The organism is Pandoraea sp. NPDC087047 (genome assembly GCF_044745225.1).
Classification (GTDB): domain Bacteria; phylum Pseudomonadota; class Gammaproteobacteria; order Burkholderiales; family Burkholderiaceae; genus Pandoraea.
The window spans coordinates 25,073-40,175 of sequence record NZ_JBIUZU010000005.1 but is presented as its reverse complement, the minus strand read 5'-3'; the positions used below and the strand labels follow the sequence as shown (position 1 = coordinate 40,175).

At 64.7% G+C, this 15,103-nt stretch carries 14 protein-coding genes; 6 read left to right on the top strand and 8 right to left on the bottom strand.

Annotation, left to right across the window (positions count from 1 at the left end; all coding sequences use genetic code 11):
• Position 1: 1 nt before the first annotated feature.
• Positions 2–2,749, top strand: a complete 2,748-nt coding sequence (locus ACIPHM_RS10445) for an ATP-binding protein (RefSeq protein ID WP_400327556.1) — start codon at positions 2–4, stop codon at positions 2,747–2,749.
• 111 nt (positions 2,750–2,860) lie between these two features.
• Here ACIPHM_RS10445 and ACIPHM_RS10440 read toward each other — a convergent pair whose 3' ends face one another.
• From ACIPHM_RS10440 to ACIPHM_RS10430, 3 genes are all read right to left on the bottom strand, one after another.
• Positions 2,861–4,201 (bottom strand): MFS transporter, encoded by a 1,341-nt coding sequence (locus ACIPHM_RS10440; RefSeq protein WP_400327554.1) that lies wholly within the window; start codon positions 4,199–4,201, stop codon positions 2,861–2,863.
• A 37-nt stretch (positions 4,202–4,238) separates the two neighbouring features.
• Positions 4,239–4,892 (bottom strand): hypothetical protein, encoded by a 654-nt coding sequence (locus ACIPHM_RS10435; protein ID WP_400327552.1) that lies wholly within the window; start codon positions 4,890–4,892, stop codon positions 4,239–4,241.
• Positions 4,893–5,092: 200 nt separating this feature from the next.
• Positions 5,093–6,046, bottom strand: coding sequence for a LysR family transcriptional regulator (locus ACIPHM_RS10430; RefSeq protein ID WP_400327551.1), 954 nt, complete (start codon positions 6,044–6,046; stop codon positions 5,093–5,095).
• Positions 6,047–6,328: 282 nt separating this feature from the next.
• On the opposite strand from ACIPHM_RS10430, the gene ACIPHM_RS10425 reads away from it, so the two are divergent.
• The 4 genes from ACIPHM_RS10425 (at position 6,329) to ACIPHM_RS10410 (ending at position 9,314) form a co-directional block, all read left to right on the top strand.
• On the top strand, positions 6,329–6,541 hold the full coding sequence (locus ACIPHM_RS10425; RefSeq protein WP_400327549.1) for a hypothetical protein: 213 nt from the start codon (positions 6,329–6,331) through the stop codon (positions 6,539–6,541).
• 59 nt (positions 6,542–6,600) lie between these two features.
• The gene (locus ACIPHM_RS10420) at positions 6,601–6,957 is read left to right on the top strand and encodes a hypothetical protein (protein ID WP_400327547.1); all 357 of its coding nucleotides are present in this window, start codon (positions 6,601–6,603) and stop codon (positions 6,955–6,957) included.
• A 247-nt stretch (positions 6,958–7,204) separates the two neighbouring features.
• The gene (locus tag ACIPHM_RS10415; RefSeq protein ID WP_400327545.1) at positions 7,205–8,383 is read left to right on the top strand and encodes an O-antigen ligase family protein; all 1,179 of its coding nucleotides are present in this window, start codon (positions 7,205–7,207) and stop codon (positions 8,381–8,383) included.
• Between the two features lie 37 nt (positions 8,384–8,420).
• Positions 8,421–9,314, top strand: a complete 894-nt coding sequence (locus ACIPHM_RS10410; RefSeq protein WP_400327543.1) for a glycosyltransferase family 2 protein — start codon at positions 8,421–8,423, stop codon at positions 9,312–9,314.
• A 3-nt stretch (positions 9,315–9,317) separates the two neighbouring features.
• Here ACIPHM_RS10410 and ACIPHM_RS10405 read toward each other — a convergent pair whose 3' ends face one another.
• Positions 9,318–9,488 carry a hypothetical protein gene (locus tag ACIPHM_RS10405; protein WP_400327541.1) on the bottom strand — a complete coding sequence of 57 codons (171 nt, stop codon included), beginning with the start codon at positions 9,486–9,488 and terminating at the stop codon, positions 9,318–9,320.
• Between the two features lie 144 nt (positions 9,489–9,632).
• Positions 9,633–10,685 carry a YeiH family protein gene (locus ACIPHM_RS10400; RefSeq protein WP_400327539.1) on the bottom strand — a complete coding sequence of 351 codons (1,053 nt, stop codon included), beginning with the start codon at positions 10,683–10,685 and terminating at the stop codon, positions 9,633–9,635.
• Positions 10,686–10,918: 233 nt separating this feature from the next.
• Between ACIPHM_RS10400 and ACIPHM_RS10395 the strand changes: the two genes are divergently transcribed.
• The gene (locus ACIPHM_RS10395) at positions 10,919–11,581 is read left to right on the top strand and encodes a 2-hydroxychromene-2-carboxylate isomerase (protein ID WP_400327537.1); all 663 of its coding nucleotides are present in this window, start codon (positions 10,919–10,921) and stop codon (positions 11,579–11,581) included.
• A 36-nt stretch (positions 11,582–11,617) separates the two neighbouring features.
• Here the strand turns inward: ACIPHM_RS10395 and ACIPHM_RS10390 are convergent, their stop codons facing one another.
• The 3 genes from ACIPHM_RS10390 to ACIPHM_RS10380 form a co-directional block, all read right to left on the bottom strand.
• A complete protein-coding gene (locus ACIPHM_RS10390) occupies positions 11,618–12,961 on the bottom strand; it encodes an SGNH/GDSL hydrolase family protein (protein WP_400327535.1) in 1,344 nt (447 codons plus the stop codon).
• A gap of 119 nt (positions 12,962–13,080) precedes the next feature.
• Positions 13,081–13,680: an OmpA family protein gene (locus tag ACIPHM_RS10385; protein WP_400327533.1), complete on the bottom strand. Its 600-nt coding sequence runs from the start codon at positions 13,678–13,680 to the stop codon at positions 13,081–13,083.
• Positions 13,681–13,763: 83 nt separating this feature from the next.
• A complete protein-coding gene (locus tag ACIPHM_RS10380) occupies positions 13,764–14,996 on the bottom strand; it encodes a diguanylate cyclase domain-containing protein (protein WP_400328226.1) in 1,233 nt (410 codons plus the stop codon).
• Positions 14,997–15,103: the final 107 nt, after the last annotated feature.

Sequence of the window (15,103 nt, the reverse complement as noted above, 5' to 3'; positions counted from 1 at the left end):
CATGCGGCGCACAGACAGCGTTCGGCTGAGCGCAGTGACGTCCACGCGCATCGTGCTGCTCGCGATCTTCACGTTCATCGCGTTCGCGTTGCCCGGCAGCGCCGCGAGGGCGACTCCAGCACCTTCCCCCTCACCGGTCGACGTCGCCAGCGCGCCGTCGCCGCTCGTGCTCGACACACAGTTGCGCATGCTGGAAGATCCCACCGGCCGCCTCGACGCCCCCCAGGCCCTCGCGGCCGCCGGCTGGCGCGACGTTGCCCCGCGCATGCTCAACATGGGCTACAGCCGCTCGGCATTCTGGCTCACGGGCAACGTCACGAATTCCGGCACCGCGCCCGTCACGCGCTGGCTGAGCGTTGGCATCGTGCGGCTCGAAGACATCCGCTTCTACGCGATGCCTTTCGGCACCACGCAACCTTCCGTCACATGGCTCGCCGGCCACACCGTGCCGCTCGCCAGACATCCCGTCACCTCCGAAACCTCGGTCTTCCCGATCACACTCGCACCGGGTGAACGGCTGACGTTCCTCTTGCGCATTCAGACACGCTCTGCGGTCAGCATCGTGCCGCAACTTTGGCATCCGGACGATTTCCGTCTGTCGGAGTCGCGCAACGCAATGATCGCCATGCTGCTCGCGGGCTCCATGCTCTCCATTGCGCTCTATGCCTTCGTGCTCGGTATTGCGCGACGCGATCCGGTGTTCGTGCTGCTCGCGCTGACAACGGTCACGCAGGTCGCGCAGGACATGGCGTTCCAGGGCTTTCTGTACCGCTACGTGTTGCCGCAGGGCGGCGAATTCATTGTGCGGGCGCCGAGTTTCTTCTCGACGCTGACCGCCGGCGCCTTCAGCGCCATGCTCCTGATCTTCGCGGGCCTCAATCGAGTGGCGCTGTGGCGCTGGACGTATCGGGCCATGATCGGAATCATGATGTTCATGACGCTGTGGGTTCTGTTCGGCGATCACCGCGTTGCGGGCGCCACCCACTTGCAACTGCTCACGGTCTTCAATGTCATCTGGGTGGTCTCGCTGATCGACGGCTGGCGACGCGGCTTCGCTAACGCGCGACTGAGCCTGCTGTCGTTCTCGCCGGGCTGCATCGTGCTGTTCTGGCGGCTGGCGATCATCAAGGGCTTGCTGCCGGAAGACTGGCTCGCCAACACGGCGATGGGATGGAGCACGAACATCTCCGTGCTGCTCATGCTCACGATCATCGTGGCCGGGCGCTCGCGCGAACTCGTGCGCGAGCAGCGCGCCGCGCAACGTGAGGTATTGCAAACGCGCCGGGAGGAGCAGGCGCGCCTTGCCAACGCCGTCGATGCACGCACACGCGAACTGCAAGCCGCCCTCATCGCCGCCGACGAGGCCAATAGCGCAAAGAGCGACTTTCTCGCGCGAATCAGTCACGATCTGCGCACACCGCTCACGTCCATCATCGGGTTTGCCGACCTCGTGCAATCCGGCGGACGCGAAGACGCCGACCGCGGCCGCATCATTCGCCGCAGCGCGCATCACATGCTCGCGATGGTCAATGACCTCATCGAGTACGCCGGCGGTGGCGCCGCCGACGCGCTGCACGTCGCCCCCGTCTACACGCACGCCTTCATCGACGGCATGGTGCACGAAGGCATGAGCCTCGCCCGCAAGCACGACAATGCCTTCCTGCTCGACGTTCGCGCCCCCTTGCCGCCGCTGCTCGCGCTCGACGCCAAGCGCGTGCGTCAGGTGCTCGGCAATCTGCTGGATAACGCCGCGAAGTACACGGCCAACGGCACGATTACGCTGTCGCTCTCGGCCTCGCCGGACGCGACACGCGCCGACATCGTGCACGTGAGCTTTAGCGTGGAGGATTCCGGCTGCGGCATTTCGAGCGACGATCTGCCGCGCGTGTTCGAACCCTTCGCGCGATTCGACCGCGCACGACGCGTGCCCGGCGTGGGACTCGGCCTCGCCATCGTGCAGCAATGGATCGAGCGCATGGACGGTACGATCTCCATTGTCAGCACCCCCGATGTCGGCACACGCGTCACGTTCACGTTACCGCTGCGCGTGGCCCGCGAAGCCGATCTCCTGCCGCAGTCGTTCGCGGGCTCGACGCACGCGCTGCCTGCACTCGACGGCAACGGGTATCACATCTGGCTGGCCGAAGATTCGCCTGAAATCCGGCAATTCCTGAACGACGAACTCACGAGCCTGGGCTTCTCCGTGCGCACGTTCAGCGACGGCGTGGCGCTCATCGCTGCGCTGGGCAACCTGGCGCAGACGGCGCCCGATCTCGTGCTGACCGACCACATGATGCCCAACGCCGACGGACTCGACGTGGCCCGCGCCGCGCGTCGCCACTGGCCGGACGTGCCGGTGCTGGCCGTCTCCGCCTCGCCGCAGGTGGTGGCCGGCAGCGGCAACCATGACGGCAGCGAAGCGCGGGGGTACGACGCCTGCCTGCTCAAGCCCGTCGAGCTCGTGGACCTGCGCAACACGATCGCGCGTCTGCTCGATCTGCAACGCGACGAGCCGCCCGCCACCGAATCGGGACAGGCCCCTGCGGCGATCGTGCGTCCGTCGCGCGAGCATCTGGTCGAAGCACGGCAGTTGATCTCGATGGGCGCGATTACCGATCTGATGGACTGGGCGCGCAACCTGAGCGATCACGCGCCACAGTACGACGTCTTTGCCCGTCACGTTCATCAACTCGCGCAGCGCGGCGATCTCGCCAGCCTTGCCGAGTTGTGTGAATCGCCCTCGCGGTAAGCGTCGCGCCAAATGACAACGGCACGCCCCGGGGGCGTGCCGTTGACTCGCTCAAGCTCACTCGCATTCCCTCACGCGATGCCCAAAGCCGGGTCTCGCGTGAGTCTTGCATCAGTCCTGCAACGGCTTGTGCGCCGTCTCGCGTGCCGCGAACAAGGCGATGGCCGTCACCGCGAGCGCCGCCGTCACGTACAGCGACACCGACACCGTCGTGCCGTACGCCTTGTACAGGCTGACGATGATGAGCGGGGCGAAGCCGCCGCCAAGAATGCCTGCCAACGTATAAGCCAGCGACGAACCGGCATAGCGCACGCGGGTCGGGAACTGCTCGGTGACGAACGCCGCTTGCGGACCGTACATGATGGCGTGGATCACCAGCCCAATGACCACAGACAGCACGATCAGCGCCGGGTTCGACGTGTCGAGCAGCACGAAGAACCCGTATGCCCAGATCACTGCGCACAGCACACCGAAGCCGTACACCGGACGGCGGCCGAGCTTGTCGGAGAGCGCGCCGAACAGCGGCACCGTCAGCGCATTGAACGCCGTGCCGACCAGCACGGCCGTGAGCGCCAGCGGACGCGACAGATGCAGCGTGCCGGTCACATACGTCAACGTGAAGACAACCATCAGCGCGTAGAGCACGTCGGAGCCGATACGCGAGCCGCCGGCGACCAGCAGATTGCGCCAGTGCTTGCGGAACACGTCGGCAATCGGCATGTCCGCCTGACGATCCGAATGCTGCATCTCTTCGAACATCGGCGTTTCTTCCACGCCACGGCGCACCCACAGACCGAACGCCACGAGCACCAGGCTCAGCAGGAACGGCACGCGCCAGCCCCACGAGAGGAAGTCGTCCGGCGAAATCGACAGCGTGATGAGCGCAATCAGACCGGTGGCAAGCAGCGTGCCGAACGACGGTCCGACCTGTGTCCACGACGCGTTCAACCCGCGTTTTCGCTGATCGCCATGCTCGACCGAGAGCAGCACGGCACCGGCCCATTCGCCCCCAAGCGCCACGCCCTGCACGAAACGCAGCGCGACGAGCAACACGGGGCTCCAGATACCGATCGACGCGTACGTTGGCAGCAACCCCATCAGACCGGTGGTCAGCCCCATCACGACGAGGGTGAGCACCAGCACGGCACGCCGTCCGATCTTGTCGCCCAGATTGCCGAACACGAAGCCGCCGAGCGGGCGCGAGACGTAGCCCACCGCGTAAGTCGACAAGGCGAGGATAGTGCCGGCCAGCGGATCGACCGACGGGAAGAACAGATGGTTGAAAACCAGTGCGGCAAGCGTGTTGTAGACGGTGAAGTCGTACCACTCAAGCGTCGTGCCGACCATGCTGGCTGTCGCGAGCCGGCCTTTGTTGGCACGCGGCTTGCCCGTCGCGGTGTCGGCGGCGGTGACGTTTTCCCGTGCGTCGCGGGTATTCGAATACGTTGTCATGGATGTCTCCAGAGGGGGGCGCGAGGGCGTCGGGCCGTCAGTCGTCGTTTGCGCCGAGGCGCCACAGCATGGCGAAGCGGGTCACTTCCGTTGCCGGTACGCCATACGAGGCCGCCAGCGCTTCGGCGGCGGTGCGCACCGCGCCCGGATCGGTGCCTTCGATCAGCACCACGGCATCGGCCGGAGGCAGCGCGGCATGCTTGGCGGTGAGCGAGACGGACAGCGTCGGCACGGTGACTTGCAGCGTGGCGCGCACGATGCCGTCGCCTTGCGTGATTTCGGCAAGCTGGGCGTCCAGACGCGGGCGGGCCGCTTGCACCGCGGCTTGCGTGAGCACGAACGCGGCCAGCATGCCGCCCTGCCCTTCACCGGCCTCGACCTCGAGCGTGCCGACACGACGCTGCGTGCCCTGCATGCGGGCAAAGTTGCTCAGCGACCATTCGGTCTGATGGTTGAAGGCCTGGGCGTAGGGCTCGCTGGTGAAGACAGCGGCGTCCTGGGTGCAGTACAGCGCAAGGTACGGGCGGGCGCAGTCATGCAGCGCCTTGAAGCGACGGGCGAACTGAAAGCCCGGAATCGCCACACGCTCCTGCATGTGCTCGCGGTCGTACCAGCGGTTGAAATCAGCTTCGAAGGCCGGATCGATATTCGTCCAGATGCAGAGTTGGGCGCGCGGGGCAGTCACAGTCATGAGGCAATCCATCGGTGTCGACAATCGGGGGGCCGGCCGGCGCGCGCTTTTCGGAGCACTGCGCGCACGGCTCGACCGTTTGACCGAGTGTGCAAAACGACGGAAAGAGCGTCCAACAAGAAATCAAATTCACCGCGACAGCAAATTCTTATGACTGGCGCCAGCCCCTTGCCGGGTGGCGTTCTGCGGTGCCGGGCCGCTCAGGAATCGCTCGCGCCCCAGACGGGGGCCGTCATGACAGCGGCAGGGGGAATCGCGATATCCGGGCCCATGTTCAGGGCGAATTCGCTGGCCGTGCGTTGCGCGAGGCGCGCCACGTTCTCGGCGAGAAGCGCGCCCGTGCGGAACGACCCGACGAGCGGCAGATTGGGGAAGTTGGCGTTCACGCGCACCAGGTGCAGACTGTGTTCGCCCAGTTCGCGCTGGATGATGGCCGGGGGCAGTATCGCCACGCCGAAGCCGTCGACCACAAGCCGGATGATCGCCGCGACCGACGTCATGCAATTCACCCGCACCGGGCGCTCGGCCGCGACCGAGAACATGCGCTCCAGCGTCTTGTGCGGTCCCGAGTTACGCGAAAAGCTCACCAGCGGATAGGCCGCCAGATCGGCCACGTCGAGCGTCTCCCCTTCGAGATTGAGCTTGGGACTCGCCACCCAGCGCATCGGAAATTCGGCCAGCGGCAGGTTTTCGACGCCGGTGCCGTGCTGCATGTCCGTCTGCAACACGAGATCGAGCGAGCCCGCTTCGAGTTGCTTGCACAGATTGATGGTCGTCTCGCTCGTGACTTCGATTTCGAGCTGCGGATATTCGCGGTGAATGCGCGAGGCCAGATCCGGAAACCAGCTATGCACGATCGACTCGACCACGCCGATCTTGAGCACGCCCGGCGGCATGTCCGGGTCGCTCAGTTCCCGCTTCATCTCCTGCCCGAGCATGACAATGCGCTCCGCATAGGCGAGCGCCTTCTGTCCGGCCGCGGTGAGCGTGACCTCGCGGGCGCTGCGGTCGAACAGACGCACGCCGAAACTCTGCTCCAGCGACGCGATCCGGCTCGACACGCCCGCCTGCGTGGTGTGCAGACGCTCCGCCGTCAAGCGGAAGTTGCGCAGCTTGGCGAGCCAGACAAAGGTTTCGAGAAAACGCAGATTCATGCGAAGTAGGCAGCGACGGCTTTGGACAATATCTCATTTTAACGGGAACAGAAAAATCGCCGTCCGGGCCTTTTTCAGACGAAATTCCGCCCGCTTTCGTTACGACGAGACGTTCTCATCACGTTTCGTTTTCGTAACGTTTTTCGATGGCGGATGGCGGGGGACGTCGGCACCTTCCTTACAAATCAAGCAGTTAATCGTCTCAAGAGGACTGGCATGGGATTTGCTGGATATCTGGCAACGGCCCGTCGAGGCCGGAGGGCCGAATCTCTGGAGACTGTCATGTCAAGCCCCCATTTCCGCCGACCGCATCCGACAGTGGAACTCGCGCGCTGCGTGTTCCGGCAGCATTACATCCGCATCATGCAAGCTGAACACCCCGGCAGCTATGCGGTACTGGTCGACATCTGGCCCATGGACGGCCGCACGTTTTCGAGTATCGACCAAGCCAAGCACGCGGCCATGCTGTTCATCCGCGAGATGGAAAACGACTGAGTCCACGCAAGTGATACCGCGCCGGCAACCCTGGCGCGGCCAGACGAGACGAGACCACCATGAAACACCACCACCCACACCCTGGTGCCGCCGAGCGGCACACGCCGTCTCCCGCGCCTTCGATGCCCCGCCCGTCGGCGCGTCAGCCGCTCGTGCTCGATCCGGCAGGCGATCCCTACGCCCGCATCGCCGTCGAGGCCTACGCCGAGGCCTGCGCACAGGAGCAGCCGTGGCTGGCCGAAGCCCTGCAACGTCAGTACCAACTGACGGGCGGCACCCCAGCGAGTGCGGCGGCGATGTGGCGCGCGTTTCACGAGGCCCAGCAACTCGCACGCGAGGGAGATGCGTACGATGAAGCGGCATGGACGCACGTTGCACTCCATTTATGCGGCGTATTGGGTGCAATGAACCTGTAATTGCGGTTTTTCGATAGTTTCGGCGTCTCAGCGCTATTCAGCGCCGATGTAAATCGCGGCGGCACCGGGCATTTCTGGCATACTTCGTGCAAATTAGAGATCAACGACGTTTGCCTGGTACCCAATGAGTAAGTCTGTCGCGTCGGCACGAATTCCTCGCCGGCACATCCTCGCCGAGATTTTTGGCGCCCTGATTCTGTTATTCCCCGCTGCATCGCTCGTCATTCCGCGCGGTGGAAACACGGTCATGTTCCTGACCGTGGCATTGGGAGTGATCGTTATCCTGACGAACCGCGAGCGTGGTGAGGCCGGCGCGCTCCTCAAGACGAATCTTCACGTCCGAATTCTGATTGCCTCACTGTTGCTGCCCTTTTTCGCGATCCTGATCGTCGAAATACTGCATCGCAACATTGTTGCCAATACGCTGGACTCTCCTCTGCGTTTTATCCTCGCGATCCTGATGTTCCTGGGGCTTCGCCGCATCGTCGATGTCGTTCCGAAATGGATCGATCTAACGTTCGGGGCGGGCGCGATCGGCGCGGCGAGCATGGCGTTGTATTCGACGGCGGACCTCCTGGCCGCGCGCGCCGAGAGTTCGTTTCTGAATCCGATTCACTTCGGCGACATCGCTCTGCTTCTCGGTATTCTCTCGGTCGTGTCGATTCACTGGCTTCGCCATGACAAGCCGTGGATCATCGCCTTCAAGATTCTCGGCGCCGTCGCCGGTTGCTATGCCTCATGGGCCAGCCAGTCCCGTGGGGGCTGGATCGCGCTGCCGTGTCTGCTGGGCGTCTGGCTGCTGTGGCGGAACCATTCGGCGACAATGGCGCGCCGCGCTGCGGTAGCACTCGTTGGCATTGCGCTGCTGGCCAGTACTTTTGCCTCCCAGACGGTTCGGGACCGCTTCGAGTCGATCCAGCGCGATCTCGTCAGCCTCTCGGTCGGCGATTCCGATACGTCCACCGGCGTTCGACTGGAACTGTGGAAAGCGGCGGGCAAGCTCATTGCCAAGGAGCCGGTGCTCGGACTGGGTGCGCACGGCTACCGCGATGCCATGCCGGCACTAGCGGCTTCGGGCGAACTAACGCCGATGGCCGCCGAGCTCGGCAGAGGTGAAGTCCACAACCAGGTTCTGGCCTACGCCGTCGACTATGGCGTGCTCGGCCTGCTGTGCATTCTCGGTATCTACCTGGGACCGGCTTACTTTTACATTCGCGCCTCGCAACTGCGTAGGCGGCGTCAGGAGCAGCGTGCCGCGCTCATGGGATTCATGACCGTGGTGGCGTTTGCCATCTTCGGCCTGACCGTGGAAACCTTCAACCTGAAGGTAACAGTCACCTTCTACGCAACGATGCTGGCCCTGTTTGCGGCCTTCGCCTATCCTGTCGTTTCGAACGAATCCCACGCGCCGTCCGTCCCGCATTAATGCCTCGAAACGCAGTCATCGAAACGCAGCCCTCGACATGCTAAGCATTCTGATCCCGACCTGGAATAACCTGCCGTTCCTCAAGCTGTGCATCGATAGCGTTCGCCGGCACTCCGGCGAAGCGCACGAGATTCTGGTTCACGTGAACGACGGCAGCGACGGCACGCTGGAATGGGTTCGCGAGCAGGGCCTGCGTCACACCCACAGCAGCGGCAACGTGGGCGTCTGTCTGGCGCTCAACCAGCTCGCGCCGCTGGCGTCGCACGATCAGTTGCTCTTCCTGAATGACGACATGTTCGTCACGCCCGGTTGGGACACTGCGCTCATTGACGCCGCCCGAGCGCTCGACACGCCCATCTACTACCTCTCCTCGGTGATGATCGAGCCGAATGCGGGCGTCAGCAAACAGGTGGTATCGAAGGATTTCGGCACCACTACGGAGACGTTCGACGAAACGGCCCTGCTCGCCTTCGCCGCTTCGCTGGGCCGCGGCGACGTGAACGGTGTGCCGACGCAGCCCACACTGGTGAGCCGCAGTCTGTGGCATCTGGTCGGTGGCTACAGTATCGAATTCGGCCCGGGCATGAGCAGCGACGACGACTTCCTGATGAAGTTGTGGCTGGTCGGATGCCGGACCTTCCGCATCGTCGGCAAGAGCGTCGTGTATCACTTCGGCTGCCGCTCGACCGGGCGCGTGGTGAAGAATCGCGGCAGCCGCGAATTCCTGATGAAGTGGGGAATGACGCAGGCCGAGTTCAAGCACGACTACCTCGACCTGGCGGGAACCCCCGCAGGCGCCAATCTGCCGAACGTGCCTCTGCCCAGCGGCAAAAGCCGCATCAAGCGCGCGCTACACGGTAGCAAACCCTATCCGCTCGAAGATCTCGCGCGCTGGGACGCCAACGTGCCGCGCCATCTGAAGCTCGACTGAATCTTAGTGCCGTGGATGACGGATCTTCGCCCACGCGTGCTCGAATCGCAGCACGGCCGGGCTATTCGGATGGCGCGTCCACCAGACGCCCAACTCCCACACGGCGCCCGCAAGCACCGCGATCACCACGAGCCCGCCGACCGTGTACCAGATCTCACCGAATGAGGTTGCCATGACGACCTCCCTAAACGCTTCACGGACGACCGACGGCCGTCCGTGATTGCATTCTAGGCGACGAAACCCGGCTTGCCCGCCGGGTCTGCCCTAGGGCGCAGAGCCCCTGGCCGCTATCAGGCCGAATCCGCTCGATTACCTCGATCAGAGTTGCCCCATCGCCAGTTGCACCGCGAGGCTGCTCACCGACACCGCCGCCCAGACCCCGAGTCCGAGCAGGATCGGACGCACGCCGGTCGACGACATGCGGCGCAGGTTCGACGACAGGCCGATGGCCGTGAGGGCGACGATGATCAGGAATTCAGCGGCGTCGTGAATCCACGGTTGCAGCGCGGCCGGCACGAACCCGGCAGTGCGCACGCCGGAGGCAATCAGGAAACCGAGAATGAACCACGGGAAGATGCGAGCCAGGCTGAAGTTACCGGCCCCGGCACGCTTGGCGCGGTAGGCCACGATCGCGGCGAGCGTCAGACAGATCGGGATGATCAGCGTGGCGCGGGTGAGCTTGACGATGGTCGCGTAGTCGCCCGCGGCTTTGCTGTAGCTGTAACCCGCGGCCACCACCGACGACGTATCGTTGATTGCCGTACCCGCCCACATGCCGAAACCGAGATCCGACAGATGCAGCGCGTGGCCGAGCACCGGGAACAACAGCACGGCGGCAATGTTGAACAGGAAAATGGTCGAGATCGCGAACGCCGTTTCGTGGTCGTCCGGCTTGACGATGGGCGTGACGGCCGCAATCGCCGAACCGCCGCAGATCGCCGTCCCCACACCGATGAGCAGCTTGAGCTTGTCGCCCACGCCCAGCAGACGGCCCAGCCCCCAGGCTGACAGCCCCGCAGCCGTGATCGTTACAGCAGTCACCGCCAGCGACTCCAGCCCCGTATGCGCCACCTGCGACAGGCTCAGACCGAAGCCGAGCGCGATGATCGACCACTGGAGTACATATTTCCCGGCGAACTTGATGCCGGCCTCGTAGCGTGCGCCCGGCGAAAACACGTTACGAACGAGAATACCCAGGAGAATGCCGAAGACCGGACCGCCGACGAGCGGCAACTGACGCCCCAGCAACAAGGCCACGAAAGCAATCGCCGTCGAGAGGATCAACCCTGCCCACGGATTGCGCTGATCCGGCACCAGCGTGTCGGGACGGCTGGCCGTTACGGGCGATGTGGCGTGGGTTTTTGTTGTCATGGCAGGCACTCCTCTGGAATGACTGCAAGTCTAAAAACTCCGTCGAAATAATAAAAATCGTTATATCGGATATAAAATATCCAAAAATCCGATAATTATCGCGAGACGTGCGTCATCCATTGATTCGATGGGCGTTTTTGTCACCCCCATACGATGGCTGCGGCCCGCTACACTGTTTCGAGCGGCTACGAAGCGATGGCCGTCCAGAACCAAGACACAGGAGACCGCGCCCCATGTCGCAAGCCGCCGACGCCCCCGCCCGCCGTGCCCAGTGGTATTTCGATTTCGCTTCCCCGTTTGCCTATCTGCAATTCGAGCGCTTCGAAACGCTCCCGCGCACCCTTGCCATCGATCTCAAACCGATCGTGCTGGGCGCGATCCTCGTGCATTTGCAGACGCAGGGACCGGCGGAGACACCGCACAAACGCATCTTCACCTACCGCATGGCGCAGTTTCGGGCCGAGCAGGACGGCATCGCCTACAAAATGCCGCCGGTGCATCCCTTCCACCCGATTCGCGTGCTGCGGCTGGCCGTGGCGCTGGGGGCGACGCATGACGTCGTGCGCACGATCTTTCGCTTTATCTGGGCGGAAGGGCGAGACGTTACCGACGTACAAGGCTGGGCCGACCTGAGCGAGCGCCTCGGTCTGAGCCCCCATGAAGCGCTGGCCCGCGCCGAGGCCCCGGAAGTCAAAACGGAGTTGCGCGAAAACACCGAAGCGGCGATTGCTGCGGGCGTGTTCGGCGTGCCGACGTTTTCGTATGACGGGGAGTTGTACTGGGGCGACGACGCAACGGCGATGTTCCGCCATTGCCTCGCGCATCCGGAGTGGTTGCAGTCGCCTGACGTCAAACGTCTGCAACAGGTGACGGTCGGCGTGCGGCGCGAGCGCTGACGCCTTGCACGAGCAACGCTCAAGCGCGCGTTGCGGCTACTTCGCGCCGCCGAGAACGAGCGGCAGGGGCACGGCGTCGGCCATGGCGGCGTAGCCTGCGTCGCTCGGGTGGGTGCCGTCGCCGCTATCCAGACGCGGCAGCATGCGCGTGGGCTGCGACGGGTCGCGCAGCGCGGCATCGAAATCGATCACGCCATCGAACGCGCCGCCCGTGCGCACCCACCGATTGACGGCCTCGCGCACCGCTTCACGCTCGGGCGGCAGTTTGCCCGGCGGGATGGTGGTGCCGAGAATGCGCACATTGCGCGCGCGAGCCGCCGCAATCAGCGACTGGTAGCCCGCGATCATTTCCGGCGCCGTCACGATCACGTGCGGCACGTCGCAATCGAGTCCGGCGTGCGGCGGCACGTAGCCGAAATTGATGTCGTTGATGCCGATCTGCACGATGACCGTTTTCACACCCGGTTGTTCGAGCGCGTCGCGACGAAAACGCGCCACGAGACGCTCGCCATAGCAAGCCGAGTCATGCAGCAGACGGTTGCCGCTGATGCCGAGATTGAGCACGGCGATATCGCGTCGCCCTGCGCCCTCCAGACGACGCGCGAGCCCATCCGGCCAACGGCGGTTCGCGCCGAGCGTGCTGCGCATGCCGTCGGTAATCGAGTCGCCGATGGTGACGATGGCGTGCGAGGGCGTGTCCGGCACGACACTCAGGCCGGCCAGCCACAGCGTATTCGTAAAGCGCTTGGGAAACGACGACGCCTGCGCATCGTCGACGAAATCGCCGACGCCGCTCAGAAACGCGCTCTGCTGTGCGATCTTGTGCCACGTTGTAGGGGGCCTGGATTCGCGAGTGAACAAGCTCACGGCCAGCGGCGTTCCGGCCCGTACCGCGAAGGGCAGCGGATCGCTCTCGAGCGACGCGCCCGGTGCAATGTGTGCTGTCGGCTGAGAGCCGAACGTCAGCGCGCGCAGGCTCTCGCCATTGACCGCTGCGCCGCGTGCGGCCATCGCGAGACTCGCCCGCTCGATGACCAGCGGCTGCGTGCCGTAGGCGTTCGAGAAGCGCACGCGAACGTCGTTGCCGGAAAGCGTGGGGTAGACGATCTGGCGGACCGTGCGTCCGCCCACGGCCGGGGCGCGGTTGAACGACGGCGCTGCCGGGTGCTGCGCAACGGCTTGAGGCGCCGTTGCCCACGTGCCGACACGTGCATTTTGTGAATTCTGCCCGGTCTGCGCGAAGACAGGCGACGTCTCCCCCTGCGCGAGCGCAACAGCGGCAACGAACAACGCGCAGCGCAAGGCGACGCGTAGCGCACGCGGCGCTCGGGACAAGCCCGCGGCAGCGGAAAACCGGTGGTTCAGAGACGTCGGGAGCATCGGGACAACGGAGGCGATCCAAGGGCAGCAGCCGCCATTGTGCCTGATTGTGGCCGTTGGCAAGGACTTACATTTCCTTTCGCGATGTCAGCGCACCCGCCGGTTTGACGTACCGAAACTCAGCGCGTCGAAATCACGATGGCCACGCGCCGATTCTGTGCACGGCCGGCAGGCGTGCCGTTATCGGCGACAGGGTTGCGCTTGCCCGCACCGATCGTCTGAATGCCCGCGCGCTGCATGCCCGCATCGACCAGCACGCTGGCCACGGCATCCGCGCGCCGCGCCGAGAGTTGCTCGTTATAGGTATCGCTGCCGACCGAGTCCGTATATCCGTAGACGCGCACCGCATCCAGCCCGACTCGCACGAGCGTGCGACCGACGCGCGACACGGTCTCGCGCGCGCCGTCGCGCACCACGAACTTGTCGGTATCGAACAACACCGTATCGGACAGTCCGAACTCCCAGCCTTCGTCGGTCAGCTTGAAGCCTTCGGATTTGAGCGCGGCGATCTGCTCGGGCGTGAGGCCGTGCACCGGTGCGGTCTGACAGCCTGCCAGCACGCCGAAGCCCAGCAGGCAGACGAGCCACAAGATCCGGCGAGCCGACGTTTTCAGTCGAGAGACGTTGCGAAGCAACGCGACGGCGAAGGCGCCATGCGACGTGCGCTCGTGTGAGTGATGTGTGCTGCGTGTGTCAGCAGCGATAGCAGTAGCTTCCAAGGCCAATCCCCATTGCGTGTGTAATCCGATCGTCAATTCTGGTTATTGTGGTTTGCTGCTCGGGTGATGCGTTGCGTGCCGCCTTATCCCCTGGCGCTTTGTGCAACATGCCAGGTGCCCGAACCGGCGCGCTTGGCCTGATACATCGCCGCATCCGCTGCGCGCAACAGCGCGGACGCGTCGGCGGCGTGCGTCGGGTACAACGCGACGCCAATGCTGATCGAGGTGACGACTTCGCCGCCGTCGGGCAGCGTGATCGGCTTTTGCATCGATGCGAGCAGATTCTGCGCGAGCCGCACGGCGTTGGACGTCTGACGCACGCCCGGCAGCATCACGGCGAACTCGTCACCGCCCAGACGCGCGACCAGATCGCCCTCGCGCAACGGCTGACGCAATCGCTCGGCAATGGCGACGAGCACCGCATCGCCCGCGTCGTGGCCCAGTTGATCGTTGATGTCCTTGAAGCGATTGCCGTCAAGATAAAGCAGCGCGACGTGGGTGCCCAACTCGCGCGCCTCAGCGAGCGCCTGCGTGAGCCGCGACTCAAAGTAAGCCCGGTTCGGCAGTCCCGTCAACGTATCGTGATTGGCCTGATGCGCGAGCGTGGCGTTCTGCGCGCGCAAGTGATTCTGCCAGCCCTCGAATTCGTCGAGCAGCGCGTTGAAGTCGTCTCCCAGCTCTTTGAGCTCGGCAATCGGCGTGGCGGCTACGCGCTGATGAAATGCCCGCTCGCGGCGCACGGCGTGCGCCACTTCGGCGAGCGCGCGCAGCGGTTTGACGATATCGCGGTGCATGCGCTTGGCGAGCACATTCGCCACGGCAAACGTCACCAGCAGGCACCCGAGCACGCCGCCGACCCCGCTCAACAGGAAGACGAAGAATTGCCTGCCCTGCCCTTGCACTTCGATTCGTCCAACGATCTTGCCGTCGTGCCGGATCGGCAGTGTTACGGGCCCCGGCAGCGCCACGTCGGCGATGGTACGTTCGAACCGCGCCAGCGTGCCGCCGTCGGGACGCCGCCACAGCGCGAACTGCGCGTCGCGCGCGTCGAGCACGCGCACCTGCACCACGTCTTCGTCGTTTGCGATGACGGCGATGGCCTCCTGCGCCGCGACACGGTCGCCGAACACGACCGCCGCTTCGGCGGTGTAGGCGAGCGATCGTCCGAGCAGCATCAGATTGTTCTCGGCGTACGTGCGCAAGGCGAGCCACGCAACGAGCGAGAGCAGGAGCGCCGCGAAGACCACCGCAGAGACCGCCAGACGCAAGTGCGTGCGACGCAACGCCCGCTGCAACGACGGTCGCCGGTAGCGCATCGGCGGGAGCGAGGGTGGCGCGGCGGGCGGCGTGGTGGGCGGTTCGGTGGGTGGCGGCGGTTCATGCCCGGCGGCACCGGTGCTCGCGTCGACGGCGACTTGCGGCG